Origin of the sequence: Fulvivirga sp., assembly GCF_040220315.1 — a bacterium.
Taxonomy (GTDB): Bacteria; Bacteroidota; Bacteroidia; order Cytophagales; family Cyclobacteriaceae; genus Fulvivirga.
The window spans coordinates 1-14,846 of sequence record NZ_JAVJUY010000120.1 but is presented as its reverse complement, the minus strand read 5'-3'; the positions used below and the strand labels follow the sequence as shown (position 1 = coordinate 14,846).

13 protein-coding genes are annotated in these 14,846 nt (G+C 33.6%); all 13 read right to left on the bottom strand.

The features are described 5' to 3' along the window. The coding region (locus tag RLO81_RS05680) for a heparinase II/III domain-containing protein (RefSeq protein WP_350108486.1) at window positions 1–1,480 on the bottom strand (1,480 nt) is incomplete at its 3' end. Beyond that, window positions 1,480–3,600: a bi-domain-containing oxidoreductase gene (locus RLO81_RS05675; RefSeq protein ID WP_350108483.1), complete on the bottom strand. Its 2,121-nt coding sequence runs from the start codon at window positions 3,598–3,600 to the stop codon at window positions 1,480–1,482. The genes RLO81_RS05675 and RLO81_RS05680, both read right to left, overlap by 1 nt. A 1-nt stretch (window position 3,601) precedes the next feature. Continuing rightward, window positions 3,602–4,801 (bottom strand): UDP-N-acetyl-D-mannosamine dehydrogenase, encoded by a 1,200-nt coding sequence (gene wecC, locus RLO81_RS05670; RefSeq protein ID WP_350108481.1) that lies wholly within the window; start codon window positions 4,799–4,801, stop codon window positions 3,602–3,604. After that, complete coding sequence (gene wecB / locus RLO81_RS05665; RefSeq protein WP_350108478.1) at window positions 4,801–5,919, bottom strand: non-hydrolyzing UDP-N-acetylglucosamine 2-epimerase; 1,119 nt, start codon at window positions 5,917–5,919, stop codon at window positions 4,801–4,803. The genes wecC and wecB overlap by 1 nt, the downstream gene beginning before the upstream one ends. A gap of 23 nt (window positions 5,920–5,942) precedes the next feature. Then, a complete protein-coding gene (locus tag RLO81_RS05660; protein WP_350108475.1) occupies window positions 5,943–6,629 on the bottom strand; it encodes a class I SAM-dependent methyltransferase in 687 nt (228 codons plus the stop codon). After that, window positions 6,616–7,749: a glycosyltransferase family 4 protein gene (locus tag RLO81_RS05655; protein ID WP_350108472.1), complete on the bottom strand. Its 1,134-nt coding sequence runs from the start codon at window positions 7,747–7,749 to the stop codon at window positions 6,616–6,618. The genes RLO81_RS05660 and RLO81_RS05655 overlap by 14 nt, the downstream gene beginning before the upstream one ends. Continuing rightward, entirely contained in the window at window positions 7,746–8,489 is a 744-nt protein-coding gene (locus RLO81_RS05650; RefSeq protein WP_350108469.1) for an FkbM family methyltransferase, read from the bottom strand. The genes RLO81_RS05655 and RLO81_RS05650 overlap by 4 nt, the downstream gene beginning before the upstream one ends. Further along, window positions 8,476–9,549, bottom strand: coding sequence for a glycosyltransferase (locus RLO81_RS05645; protein ID WP_350108466.1), 1,074 nt, complete (start codon window positions 9,547–9,549; stop codon window positions 8,476–8,478). Before RLO81_RS05645 ends, RLO81_RS05650 begins: the two co-directional genes overlap by 14 nt. After that, entirely contained in the window at window positions 9,533–10,552 is a 1,020-nt protein-coding gene (locus RLO81_RS05640; RefSeq protein WP_350108464.1) for a glycosyltransferase family 4 protein, read from the bottom strand. The genes RLO81_RS05645 and RLO81_RS05640 overlap by 17 nt, the downstream gene beginning before the upstream one ends. Then, window positions 10,534–11,361: an FkbM family methyltransferase gene (locus tag RLO81_RS05635; protein ID WP_350108461.1), complete on the bottom strand. Its 828-nt coding sequence runs from the start codon at window positions 11,359–11,361 to the stop codon at window positions 10,534–10,536. The genes RLO81_RS05640 and RLO81_RS05635 overlap by 19 nt, the downstream gene beginning before the upstream one ends. Further along, window positions 11,351–12,403 (bottom strand): CgeB family protein, encoded by a 1,053-nt coding sequence (locus tag RLO81_RS05630; protein WP_350108458.1) that lies wholly within the window; start codon window positions 12,401–12,403, stop codon window positions 11,351–11,353. The genes RLO81_RS05635 and RLO81_RS05630 overlap by 11 nt, the downstream gene beginning before the upstream one ends. After that, complete coding sequence (locus RLO81_RS05625) at window positions 12,396–13,715, bottom strand: hypothetical protein (protein ID WP_350108455.1); 1,320 nt, start codon at window positions 13,713–13,715, stop codon at window positions 12,396–12,398. Before RLO81_RS05625 ends, RLO81_RS05630 begins: the two co-directional genes overlap by 8 nt. 34 nt (window positions 13,716–13,749) lie before the next feature. Continuing rightward, entirely contained in the window at window positions 13,750–14,667 is a 918-nt protein-coding gene (locus tag RLO81_RS05620; protein WP_350108452.1) for a glycosyltransferase family protein, read from the bottom strand. Window positions 14,668–14,846: the final 179 nt, after the last annotated feature.

The window sequence follows — 14,846 nt, the reverse complement described above, 5'->3', positions numbered from 1 at the left end:
CTTTCAGCATCTGATCATAATCTTTTAATTGAACAGTATTATGTGAGGCCGTTCCGAAATAATATTTCAAAACAGTTTCTTCAGAATTATAAGAATAGGAGCCTCCATCATGGAGAATATTATCATCACCAATCCAGATATCGAGATGTAAATTATCAGCTTGTGATGGTCTGTCTTTATGACTGCCGGCTCTTAAAAATGTGAGCGTGTCCTTATCTCTTATGACAACATATCCCCCACTACCAAAATATGAGATTCCTTCTTTACGAGTAACTTTTTTTGATTGGGATTTAGACTCCCAGCCCCACCAATTACAATCTTCAAAATCTTGATCATAAAGAGAAGTGCCATTTAGTACTCTATGCAAAGCTTCTAATTGAGGACGATAATCGAGAAAATCATCAGACCAAGGAAAGAATAATGCCCCATCATTGGCTCCGTAATTAGGAACATAACCGCTTGGAGATTGGCAGGTATATAAAAATTCTATTGACTTATTTGCTCGTTCATAAAGCAACTCTGAGTAAGGCTTACCATTTAATTCAGCCAATCTTATCCCCGCTGTTAGCAATTGTATTACTACCCTATGATAGTTCATGCTAAACTGCAAATAAGTACCATCTTGATATATTTGATACTCTACTTCTTCTTCAAACCATCTCCTCCCTTTTAGTGCCCAAATTCTCGTTTCTGGAATAAACGGAAATAAAAAAGTGGAAAGACTCAGTATCATGGTTTCGGTGATAGCATGATTATTTCTAACTGCTATCCTGGAAAAATTAATATGCTGATAAATATGGTGTAAGTGCCAATATATAATATGTTGATAATTTGCCCACCTTTGCTCGGTGAGTGCGGAAGAATTTTTATAAAAATTTAAAGCAAAACACCAGTTGATAAGACGCAGCGACATCTCCTGACTGCACCTCCAATTTGGGCCCTGATTAATTGGGCTTGCATTGATCCAACTGTCAATTTCCGAAAAAACAAATTCAGAATGATCTTCATCAAAATGATAATCATACTTCAATAGCGTTAATAAATACGAAAACCGGGATTTCTCCCAAACATATTTAATATCACCATTTGCCTTTGAATAATCCTCTATTTCTGTCCAGTGCTTGTTTTTTGAGTAAGTAAATTCATTGGATGGATTGGTTATCCAATCATAATTTTTACCTAAGTCGAACCATTGTGAATTAAAAAATAGCAACTGCCCATTCAATATCTTTTCAGCTTTGGAGGCAAGCTTGGCATCTCTAGACTTCTTAAATACAAGGCTCTCCCGATCATCAAAGTAAAAAATCGAGTGCTGTTTTTTCCAATCCTCAAGAGGAATAAAATATTTGATTTTAGGGCTTACAGGGAATCTTCTTTTGAGTAATCCGGTTCTTTTCTTTAACTCATATACAAGTCGATACAAAAAATATCGACTTCCCATATTTTGGTAAACCTGTACTACTTTAGAAAAAGTGTTCATCAATCAACATTCACCCATTTTCCAGATTTAAGACTTTCTATTGCAGCCAATGAAGCTTTACTTACATTTAGAAGTTCGGTTATTGGTATCAGCGGTATACCGCCAGTTTGAATATGATCTAAGTATGCCTCAAACTGTGCTTTATGACCTTTATCTAACTTTGTCTTAAGTTTTTTAAATCCTTTTACATTATAACCATTCGTAACTCTAAAATTATCTACGATCCAGGTTCGGTTTTGAGAGTATACCTCCACTCTCTCCTTACTATACGACTTAGCTCCATTTGAGAAATAATTGATGGTAGAAATGGCACCGCTTTCATGTTTAAGCAAAAGTGTACCGTTATCAGTGTTTTCTTCAGGGTACTTACCTAATGCATTAAAACATACAGAGGACACCAATGAATCGGTCAAATAAACAGCTAAATCAACGAAATGGCAGGCTTCACCTATTATTCTACCGCCCCCTATTTGCAAATCATGCACCCATGAATCAGGAGGAATAAAACCTGCATTCATTGTTGCCTGTAAATTAATTAGACCCGGTTCAGCGCCTAGGCTTTTCTTAATTTGCTTAATGTGAGGCGAAAACCTTCTGTTAAACCCAACCATCAATGACCCTTTGGTTGTCTCTAAAGCATTTTCAATGGACTTGAGCTCTAACTGGCTCAAAGCCAAAGGTTTTTCCACAAAAACGTTTTTACCGGCCTTCAATCCATCTACAACTTGATGTGCATGCGCATTATGTTGCGTTGTAATGATGATAGTATCAATTTCATCATCCTGTAACACTTCCTGAATGTCGGTAGCACTTTTTGAGATTCCATATTTTGTTGCCAACGCAGTGCCATTAACGCCCTTAGATGATACTATACACTTAATATTAGGAGAAAAACCTTTTAATGCCGGTAGCAAAGTCATTTTAGTAAAATTACCTGCACCAACAATACCAAAAACCCCTTTCTGACCCTTAAAAGACCGGGGGTTAATTTCTATACCTCGGTTTATACGCTGTGGTGAATCTGAATATTTAATAATAGAGGCAATGGTATTGGCGTTACCCATTTCACTATAAATATTCTGATAATCCTTTAACTCAACTATTTCAGAAATCAGTGATTTAACCTCCAACTGACCAGCACTAATAGCTTTTAAAATTGTTTCGAAATTTCTCTTTTCTGTCCAGCGGACAAACCCTATGGGGTAATCATTACCCTTCTGTTCATAACTTATATCATATCTGCCAGGCCCATAACTGCATGAAACCTGAAAAGTAATTTCCTTTTCATAAAAATCAGCCCTACTTAATTCCAAACCAATAACACCTACGAGCACAACTCTTCCGCGCTTTCTGCACATTTTAGCTGATTGTGAAATCACTTCATTTGATTTTGTAGAGGCAGTAATAATTACAGCATCCACACCGATGTTATCAGTTAGTTCTAATGCACGATTTACAGGATCATTTTGAGCAGGATTAATAGTATCAATTCCCCATGATGAAGCCAGGTCACATTTGCTTTGATCAATATCAATTCCTATTACTCTACATCCATTGGCTTTAAGTAACTGAGCCGTTAACAGACCTATTAAACCTAAGCCTGTTACAACTACCGTCTCTCCCAATGTGGGGTTAACAAGCCGAATTCCTTGCAGGCCAATGGAAGCTATAACTGTAAATGCCGCTTCATCGTCCGATACGTTTTCGGGTATCAAAGCAACCAAATTTTTTGGCACTACTACGAATTCAGCATGAGGACCATTTGAGACCACACGATCTCCTTTTTTGAATTCTTTTACACCTTCCCCTAGTTCTTCAACTACACCTACATTGCTATAACCTAATGGCAGTGGTTGCTCCAATTTGTTAAAAACTGCTTCCAGAGTTGGTCTCAGGCCATCTGACTTCACCTTATCAAGTACCATTTTTACTTTGTCTGGTTGCTGTTGAGCTTTCTGAAAAAGGTTTGCTTTACCAAAGTCTACAAGCATTTTTTCAGTGCCAAGGGAAACTAGCGATCTTGTAGTTCTTATCAATACCTGACCTTTACCAACATTAGGCACCGGTATTTCTGTTAATTCTGTTTTACCAGTTTTAAAACTTTGTAAGATTTGTTTCATGTTAGCTTAAATCGCAAAATACTAAATGATTCGCCATAATTTGAATATCCTTGAATTGATTGTGCGCCACTAAAAACACCACGATATCAGCTGATGCCAGCGCGCTTTCTAAAGAATATAATTTGATTGTACCGTGCTCGTGAATATTGGGTTCTACGGCCTTTATATTAAACCCTTTTTTTATTAACTCAAATACAACATGCAAAGCCGGTGACTCTCTCAAGTCATCAATATTTGGTTTGAATGCCAACCCAAGACATGCTACAACTGGTTTCCTTTTATGTCTTTTTTCAAAATCTGCTACCCGCTCAGAAACCTTATCAATTACCCATTCAGTTTTACCATCATTAATTTCACGTGCAAGCCTGATCATTCTCGCACTTTTAGGGAATTCTGATACTATAAACCATGGATCTACCGCAATACAATGTCCTCCTACACCCGGACCGGGTTTCAAAATATTTACCCTGGGGTGCCTATTTGCCAAACGTATTAATTCATATACATCAATATTTGCTTCATCACATATTATTGATAGTTCATTGGCGAAGGCAATATTACTATCGCGCGATGCATTTTCCACCAACTTGCACATTTCAGCCGTTCGGTCATTGGTAATGAAAAGATCACCTTTTACAAAATGTTGATAAAATGCCTTTGCCTTTAAGCCTGATGCCTCATTAACACCTCCAATGACCCTATCATTATGCTCCAATTCATGAATAATATGACCAGGAAGTACTCTTTCAGGGCAATAAGCGATATGAATCTCCCCTTTTAGATCAGGCCTTTTTTCAAACATCAATTGCGCCATTTTTTCGGTAGTGCCCACTGGTGAGGTTGACTCAATAATAATTGTATTTCCGGCTTCTAATACAGGTATAATATTTTCTACAGCATTTTGAACATAGGTTAGATCTGGGGTTTTATCTTCATTAAATGGAGTTGGAACAGCTATAACAAAAACATCCGATGCGTTTATTTCTGTTTGTGCTTTCAAATATCCATTGCTCACAACATAACTTACCAAGCCTTCTAAATCAGGCTCAACGATGTGTATTTTGCCCTGATTAATCGTGTCTACTACTTTTTTACTAATATCTACACCTGTTACCTGCAATCTTCTGCTGGCTATTAGTGCTGCAGTCGGCAAGCCAATATAACCAAGACCAATTACTGTTGTTTTAAAGTTATTTTGCATTAAACTAATTCTATCAGTGCATCGTAAATTTTATTTGAAGCCTTACCATCGCCATAAGGATTAGTGGCTTTTGACATCACATCATAATGATTTTTATCATTAATCAAGTTAGACACCTCCTTTATTATAGTCTCTTTATCGGTGCCAACTAACTTTGCTGTTCCTGCAGAAACTCCTTCCATTCTTTCTGTTACATCACGCATTACCAAAACAGGCTTACCCAATGATGGTGCTTCTTCCTGTATCCCCCCTGAATCAGTCAAAATGAGGTAACTTTTTTGCATTAAAAATATTAAGTGCGGATAGTCTAAAGGATCTATCAAATGAATACCTTCTACCCTACCTAAAATCCTATTCACAGGTTCTTTTACCTTAGGATTTAGATGTACAGGATAAACAAATTGAAAATTCGCAAATTGATTTTTTAGCGAAAGAATAGCATAACAAATATCTTCAAATGAAACTCCAAAGCTCTCTCTCCTATGCCCTGTCACTAGTATAAAAGGTTGTTCAAGATGAAGGGCTCCGTACTTCGATTTATCAATACTTTCAGGCTTTTCATTTATCATATTCAATCCTAAAAATAAGGCATCAACTACAGTATTACCTGTAATGAAAATATTATTGACATAACCTTCACGTTCAAGATTTTTCTGAGCACCAATAGTAGGTACCATATGAGCAAAAGCTACATTTCCAACAATTTTCCTGTTAACCTCCTCAGGAAACGGTGAGAAAATATCATTACTGCGAAGGCCAGCTTCAATATGAACAATCTTTAACTGATGATAATAACCTATTAATCCACCCATCATAGCAGTTGTAGTGTCCCCCTGAACAAACAACACATCGGGTTTAACCTCTGAAAATAATATATCCAAAGCATCCGCTAACCTAGCCGTCAATTGGGCCAAACTTTGTCCTGAAGACATAAGATTTAAATCAAAATCAGGTTTGATTTGAAAAAAAGACAGAACTTGGTCCAGCATTTCCCGATGCTGACCTGTGACAGCAACAACCGCTTGAAAACGAGAATCTTTCTTTTGAAATCTTTTTATTAAAGGGGCCATCTTGATGGCCTCTGGTCGGGTTCCGAATAGGAAAAGTATTTTTTTCAATGTGATAGATAAATTGTAAAAAATCAGTTTTTCTTTTGAAAAACATAAATTGTCATAGTCTTTAAGTATTTATTTGGTAACCAAGAAAAAAAAATATCTAAAAACTTAATGGATCCATCATATTTAATTTCTTTAAACTCAAGATTGAATTTCGAGGTCCTAATCAAGAACTCGGATGGACTGAATATATTTTTCACGAACTTATAATAAGTTGGCCATCTTATTAATTTAAAACACCATCGTTCAACATAACGGAATAAGCTCTCTTTATTTGGAAATGAGATTATAAGTAAACCATCTTTAGCTAACTGATTTAATAGTTTTTCTAAAAAAAAATCTATATTACTGACATATTCAAGAGAGCTTGAAGCGATAATGGCATCAAATGTTCCATATTGTTTTAAATCACAATCTGGAAACAACTCTCTATTAAAAACTAATTTAAGATTAGTGCTTTTATGCCTATTACAAATATTAATCATTTGTTGAGAACCATCCAAACCAATTACTTCATAGCCCAGCTTAGCTAGATGTAGAGAAAATATGCCAGAACCACACCCCACATCTAACACCTTACCCTTTGGTTTAATTTTTTTAAACAGGTCGGTCCAAACTCCAAATCTTTTCCTGAAGCTGTAACTTTTAGAATAACTATCTGCAAAATCCTCTGCAATTATGGAGTGAAAATCCACAGCATTAATTCCTTTCATTGTAAGCTTTTAATGTGTCACTAATAAACTCAATGGTTTGATTTGCACACTTTTCCCAACTGTATTTTTTTGACCTTCTGTATGCCTGAAAAGCATATTCATTTTGAATATTTTTATCATCTAAGAAGAACTTCAATGCTTGCCCAATTGAATCAATATCCAATGGATCAAAGTAAATGCCCGTATCACCTAAAATTTCCGGCATTGAACTCATACTTGAGCATGCAATTGGGAGTCTTGCTCTCATAGCTTCCAATACTGTCATTCCGAAGGTTTCACAAGAAGAAGCATAAACAAACAAATCAGCTTGCCCATAGTAAGAAGGAAGTTGATTGTATTCCAATTTATCAATCACTACTATGTTATCTGAATACTCAATTCTAACATTTATAGCCTTGTTTAAAGCCAACATTGACTTAGGGTTCTGAGGTCCAATCAATGTGAGTTTTATTTTATAATGTTGATCTATTAAATCATATACTGCCTTAACGACATTCCATTGATGTTTATATTGATCAATAGACGATACATAAAGAATATTGGTTGTATCATTAAATTCTTCATTGCTTTTCACTCGTAATGTTTCGAAAATCTCAGAGACACCATGAGGAATTACCACACAATTCTTCATAGAAACTGACATGTTTTCTACTTTTCTTTTAGAATAATCACTAAGAAAAATTACACCTTCCGCATTTTTAAAAGATCTCAGCTGGATGAGTTTTAACACTTCTAACCTAATTCTTGTCAAAGATAGACCGAACCTCGCTTTTTCGGCATTTTCAAATGGCAGCAGGTTTTGGCACATCGAAATGGTAGGACTAAACCTAATGTCATTACCTGCCGGTAATAAAAGGATATCAACATTATTTAATTTAGCCTGCTTTGGAAGATAAGTTTTTTGCCAAAGAAATCTCAGTAAAACACCTCTATTAAGCCATTTATGAGTTCTCTTAAATAAATATGAAAATTCAGGAATTTTATCTAGTGTTCTTTGAGAAGACCAAACGTATACTTTATTAACCATTATGTCTGAAGTATTGATTTTTTTCAATAGTTCAACCAAATGTGTAATACCTCCTCCAGTTGTAATATTAGAAGCGTCAATGGCTAGAATCATTTTCTTATAAAAACATAATTCGGTCCATCTTTCTCTACGACTTTAAAGCCGCACTCTATGATAATTTTACTAAGTTTTTCTATTGAATAGAAACTGTTTGAATAAGAAGTTTCATGTAATTCAATTATAACCATTTGACATAAGTCTAAGGCTTTTGAGTCATTTTTTAATATTTCAACTTCGGCCCCTTCAATATCACAAATAAGAGTGTACTCTTTAATTTTTCTTGTTGCTAGAAACTCAGAAAGCGTAATAGTTGGAATGATAAGATCAGTTTTTTCATGACAAATATGACCAGTTGTTGAATCATTACCTGTTTGGAAATAAAGCTGTGAATTATTGTCATTACCAACTACAGCATAATTATACAAACCATAATTACCACTGACATTTTTATCTAAATTCTCTTTTAGTGTTTCCATCAGATTTAGATTTGCCTCTATGCAATGAAACTCAAGCTTTTGAACATTACAGGAGAGGACACTAGCAATTACACCAATGCTACTTCCTAATTCCAGAATAGTTGTTTGGGGGTTTATATACTTCAACACAAATCTAATTTCAGAACTTTCATACATTCTAAAAAAAAGATGAGCACATGTGGTATTTGTAATAAATTTTGAGTCGGTATTTATAATTGCACCTTTTACAGAGAATGTATTATTTACAAGTCTTCTTATTAAAAAACCAGTCAAATTATTTGCCAATAATGTTGCTATAATAATCCTAATATAATTCATTCTTTATTGCTAGAAGGGTCTTAATATTTTTTTCTACATTATTACTAATAGCTGATTCTCGGGCATTTTCAACTAACTTTTCATAATTCTTATTTTGTATTATTAAAGTCATTTTCTCCACAAGGTCATCTAAATCATTTGTTTTAAATATATATCCATTCTTTCCAGGTACTACTCTGTCAACAACGCTTCCGGATGTATCACTGCCAACCACCGGTAATCCACAAGATAGAGCCTCCAAGACTGCATTGGGAAATGGATCATACGCGGCTGTATGTAAGAAATATCTACTCTTATGATAAAATTTAGCTAGCTCATCCAGTTGAAGCCAACCAGAAAACTCAACACAATCTTGAAGGTCAAGTTGTTTCACTAAATCCATTAATAATTGTTTATCTCTGCCTTCTCCAGCGATCTTTAACTGAACGTCAAAACCTAACTCCTTTAATTTTCTGATTGATTGAATTGAAAGATCTTGACGTTTATTAGAAATATCAAGTCTTCCTGATGTAACGAAAATATGTTTGTGAATTGAACCCCCTTTGGTGAAGAAATTAGTATCTGTTGCAAAGGGAAAGTTGATAAGTTTTGATTTAGGAGCTCCGTTTTTTTTAAAATTCTTAATACCAATTTTTCCAGTTGTGAACAAATACTTAGCATTTTTAAAAATAATGCCAAGTAACGCTTTACGAAAAATACGTTTGAAAAATGTTCTTTTAATATCTACTTGTGGCGTATCTGTCCAAATAATGAATTTTCTTTTCAGTATTGACAAAAGAAAAATTGAAAATATGTGATGATAGTTATTCCATCCAGCTATTAAAAAGATTCCTTGACTGAACAAAACCGACCGGTAATATTTCAATAAACCTGAACCTTTCATTCGGGTATATTGATATTTATAATTTCCTTTTTCGCTCCAAGGGTGTGAACTTAATTGACCTGCCAAATAAAAGACTCTTAAATTAAATTCATTACTTTGTTCTACTGCATCAAACAAATAATCATTATAATGAGTGGGATGCCATGAAAGCCAAAGTAAATTAACCTTTTCCTTCACCTTCACAGATAATTTGCTTATACAAATTCAAGTATTTTTGTTTGATGCCTTCAATATCAAAACGTTTTAAATTTAAATACCCATTTGTTATTAACTTCAATCTGTAACCTTCGTTACTAATAACCTTAACTAATCCGTCATTTATAGAATCAATATTGTAAGGATCAACAAGACAAGCACCATTTCCTGAAACTTCAGGCATTGAGGCTAAATTAGATGTTAACACAACGCAACCTTGCGACTGTGCCTCAATTATAGGCATACCGAAGCCTTCATAGGTGCTGGCGAAATATAATATATCTGCCCCTCTATACAATCTCATAACATCTTCTTGGTTCAAATTAGATAGGAATTTATGCTTAATCTTGAGCCTATTAAGTAGCTTTTGAAGTATATTATCATAATCTCTTAACAGAATAAGCTCACAGTGTATATCTGTCACGGCTGCAATTAGTCTTTCAATATTCTTGTTTTCCATTGCCCCGACTTGCAATATTTTAGGTGTAGTGCTTAATGATCTACTCACTGAATTACTATCTCTATAAACAATTGGAAGAGGATTATAAATGACATTAATTTTACCTTGTAGATATGGAAAATGATATAGTAATCTATCTTTAGTAAAATTTGAAATTGATGTAATACTTCTAGCTCTTTTTAAAGGCCATTCTAGCCATATTTTTTTAAAAATTAACCTTTTCCATCCCTTGAGTGTTGATTCAAAATGACCTAAATCATGAATTGTAATTATTGATCTTCTTCTATCAAGGCCATATATTAACCAATTGACATCACCTGTTATATGATTAACATCGCCCTGGGATTTTCTAGCATTTAGAATATTAGCAATTAGTCCTTTAGAGCTATCTACATAAAACAATCTAACATTAAAAGTAGATTTCATCTCCTGTGAAATGCTTTGAAAAATTTGTTCAATGCTATAATTGCCTTGACGAGGATCTCTAAAAAATAATGTTACCGTTTTTATTTCTTGGGAAGACATAGCCAATTACCATCGCTAATCTTTATATCACTCAATTTATCCATGCCAGAATCAATGTTGAATATATCATAATTGAGTGACTTTAGTAATTGAAAAAGCGCATTTAAATCACTCCAAGGGTTGGATGCTTCTAAAATTAAAACTGGATTATACGTTCTTACTGTTTTGAGTGCCCCCTTTAACAGGTTAAACTCAGCCCCTTGTATATCCATCTTGATTAGATTAACTTTCTTTATTTCATTATCTATAATATAATCATCCAAAATCACTTGTTTAACTCGTATTGATTGTGAATGACCTGTTTTTATCACGGAAGACATGCCTTGATTGGGGTAATCTTCGTCCATGATATTAAAATCAATAATACAATTGGAGTCACCTAAAGCCATTTCAACAGGTTTAACATTAGTAATCTGATTTATTTCCAAATTGTATTCAAGCTCTAAATACACTTTGGGAAATGGCTCAAACCCGTAAACAACACCCTTACTACCAATTATATTCGAAATTAAAAGAGTCTCACTCCCAATATTAGATCCTGCCTCAATAACAATATCACCCTCTTTCAAATATTTTCTTAACAGTTCATTGATATCAGGCTCATACTCACCTAAAAAAAATATATTCCAACCTATGATTTCATTGGTAGTAACTCGAATTTTTAACCCATTTAAATAATTAATGACAATTTTTTTTCCTTTGATATTACTATCTTGATAATCATAAAGCCATTTTGCAATATGAAATTTGATTCTTCTAATGGGTAAAAGTTTGCAGATATTCCTTACTACAAATGGGTTAATATTCACTTTTAATGTTGGTTATATTTTTCAAAATATTAATTATTTCTAGAGCACGCTGATCTAGTGAGTGGTCATTCTGAGCTCGTTTCAAGCCCATTTTTGCCACCAACTCGCGCTCCTCACTTTGTTTCAAGTAGTAAATGATTTTGTCAATTAAGTCGTATATATCTACATAGCTAACGAATTCAAGACCCTCTTTAAAATACAACAATACTTCATCCGTTTTTTCATGCAACATGAATCCACCACTCGCTGGAATGTGAAAAGTACGTGAGGTAATTAGATCACCTGAAGAAGCTCCTTTTCTGACTTCTGAAAGAATCCCTAAATTGATTTTTGAATGCTGAATTGCTTCAACATACTGATCTCCAAATAAAGCTACGCCCTGAATAGCACTTGCTAAACTAGAAGTGGTACACTTCTGCCATTGATTGCCCCATATTTTCATATTTAGTTCAGGAATATAATTAGCTATATGAGAAAGTATGCGCTCCTTTTTTGGAGACCATGTTCCTATGAAAGACACATCACAGGAAAACAAAGATTGCTTTTGTAATTTATCGATATTGTGAAGTGACGGATCATAACCGTGAGGAATAAACGTTACATTTTCATAATTAAACTTGTTTTTCAGGTCTCTGATAGCAAATGACTTAGTAGTAAAGATATGATCGTATAAGGGAATACATTTAGGAATATAGGACCCATGAGTAAACAAACTAACATCTGGATAAAAATTAATTAATAAATGCCCTTCCATTTTTAATGTCTTCAATGTTTCCGGAAAAATGAAAGCTCCCTTATATATGAAAATAATATCAGGTTTAACTTGTTTTGCCTTTTCAATTATTTGTTCATTGAAATCTTTAATTTGAGGATATCTAATAAGTTTATTAAAAAATTTAGATTGAAAGGATTTCCCATTTAAACTAATGTAATTTAACTCATTAACTAGTTCAATCTGGTGACCTATCCTCGATAAAGCATAAAACAAACCTGAAGAATTGCTGCCTCTCCATTCTTCACCAATACAAAGAATCTTATGCAATGGTTATAAACAATTTAGATACTAATAAGGTCAATAAATAAATGGCTATTATGGTTATCACAACTTGCAGATCAGCACCCAGCGAAAATAACCCTAAAAAAAGGAGATAAAATCCAAAAACACTACGGAATATGTTGTAATCAGCTGACCAAAAATCACAGGTATTCCAAATCATAGAAATCAAGATGCCAAATAATATGCAACCAACTACCAATCCTGGCCACCCATAATTAAGATGAAACTCCCCTGGAACGGTCATATTTATAGAATTATTTACTTGACCATCATCCTTCTCATAAGCTTGACCTATTTCTATAGCAAACCACCTCCCTTTGGCAATTTTAGGTTTTTCAGGCCACAAAAAGCGCGGAATTAGTGCAAATGCAAAATAATTTAAAGTCGCCCCATCATAATATCCATTTGATGATTCAAGATCTACAATATTGGTTAATTGATTCAAATTACTTAGTCTGCTCCAAAAGGTATTTTCACGACTCTCCTCTTCAGTTGCTAATAAGCTGATCCTTTCTACTCCCGTAACGTAGGTGCTCCTTAAGGCTCCAAATGTAGTAAAATAGCTAAACGCGAAAAATGCGGCAACGTAAATAACATAAAAGCGATTGCTTAGTATATATTTAAAATTTTTATAGCCTATTAGTAGACCAAAAAAATAGGCCACTAAGGGTAAAATAATATTCGTTCTCAAATACTCAAAAAATAATGCTCTAAGAGACTCTATAATTAACAAAATAAATGCGAAATTTTTAATTTTAGTAGAACCGATAGATGCACCATATCTAGCCAAAAAGAATATAATTAAAATAGGAAATAGTTTTATATAACTAGATACAGTTCCTAATTGAGGCAAGCGACCAGAAATTATTATATAGATAATAATTATACCAAGAATCAAAATCCCAGAAGTATATCTTGGCTTTATTTGAAATTTATTAATCTTCGGTAAAATATTTTTATTAGGTATCAAATTATATCCGACTAAAATAAATAATGTTCCAACATAATGGATAGTTGATGCTTTTAAGATATGCTCTGGAACCATATACAAAAAATAAACAGATTCATTTGCCTCTCCTTGACTCAAAATAGCTATTGTGTTTCCTAATGCTGTTAATCCCGATGCTATCAGAAACATGAATATGACATCTATTGACTCTGCTCCTTTTCTTTGATAATTAGAATAACAAACATTAATGCAAAGGACTATTGCGGCAATATTGATTATAATCTCATTTTCTATTAAAAGCCCAATAAGAAAAACCATTATTGAGAATATGTAGAATTGAATCTTCATTAAATTGAACTTTCAGTTTTCAACTGTAAGAAATCTAATTATCATTTGGTTCTAGAATATTCAAATAGTTATTTATGAATGAATCTTGATTGTAGATATCAAATGCTGAATAATCTTGATTTATCATTTGAGGAGAGTCAACTATTGCTTGTAATTGTTTTTCATTTTTGGCCCAGCTAAACATAAAAGAAGTTTCATTTTCCAAATCCTTTATACCTCCTGAATCATTTCCAATAATAATAATCGGAATTTTCAATGCAATCAATTCATACAACTTACTAGGAACCACACTCCGAGATGCTAAAGTAAACCCAAAAACTACTACAAATTTCGCTCTACTTAGTTGATCAAATAGTTCATAAGACGACAACCACCCTAAATAGATGTACTGATCAGAATTTAATTTGGAACTAAATATTTGATCAACTTGTTCAAATCCAGCATAGGCAAATTTTGTCTCAGGATTATCATTTAAATATTTGAAAAAAAATTCATGATATTGATAATCGACATTAAACCCACCATAATAAAAAAAAGTAAACTCCTCTTCTCCAAATAAAGAAACAATATGCTCCTTTTTAGGGAGTGCATGTCTGATTACCATAAAAGATTTACCAAGCTTTTCTCCATCTTTTTCTGCCCATTCTGGAGAAACATGTACACATTTGTCTGCGTTTTTAAGCACTCTTTTCATCCAGTATCGACTTAAAAACTTATATTTTTGACCAATATCATGATTATCTTGAAAATCAACAATCCAATCACATTTGATTTTATTTTTAATTAGATAACCCGCAAAAATTGGCCCGCGTGGTGTAAAAAAAGAAATAACACTATCCCCCTTTTTAACAATTCTACTACCTAACAAGTATTCAGCAACATTTTTACCCCATAGTCCTGATATATCTCCAAAAAAAAGTGCATAGTATAAAGTAAATAGCTTTCTAATCAACCACCACTTATCAGACTTCAATGCCTTACCTGGGATTAATATGACGTTTGGTTCTGGATACTCAATATTATTACTGAAATGGTTTCTAGTAATCACTAACACTTCACAACCTTGTTCTTTTAATAGTCGTGCGAGATCTCCCGGCCTTTTACATTAAGCAGTACCTTGATTTGTATTAT

Coding starts and splice junctions, on each gene's coding strand:
- RLO81_RS05675 (WP_350108483.1), bottom strand. CDS start 3,600: ATGAAACAAATCTTACAAAGTTTTAAAACTGGTAAAACAGAATTAACA.
- wecC (WP_350108481.1), bottom strand. CDS start 4,801: ATGCAAAATAACTTTAAAACAACAGTAATTGGTCTTGGTTATATTGGC.
- RLO81_RS05660 (WP_350108475.1), bottom strand. CDS start 6,629: ATGAAAGGAATTAATGCTGTGGATTTTCACTCCATAATTGCAGAGGAT.
- RLO81_RS05655 (WP_350108472.1), bottom strand. CDS start 7,749: ATGATTCTAGCCATTGACGCTTCTAATATTACAACTGGAGGAGGTATT.
- RLO81_RS05650 (WP_350108469.1), bottom strand. CDS start 8,489: ATGAATTATATTAGGATTATTATAGCAACATTATTGGCAAATAATTTG.
- RLO81_RS05640 (WP_350108464.1), bottom strand. CDS start 10,552: ATGTCTTCCCAAGAAATAAAAACGGTAACATTATTTTTTAGAGATCCT.
- RLO81_RS05625 (WP_350108455.1), bottom strand. CDS start 13,715: ATGAAGATTCAATTCTACATATTCTCAATAATGGTTTTTCTTATTGGG.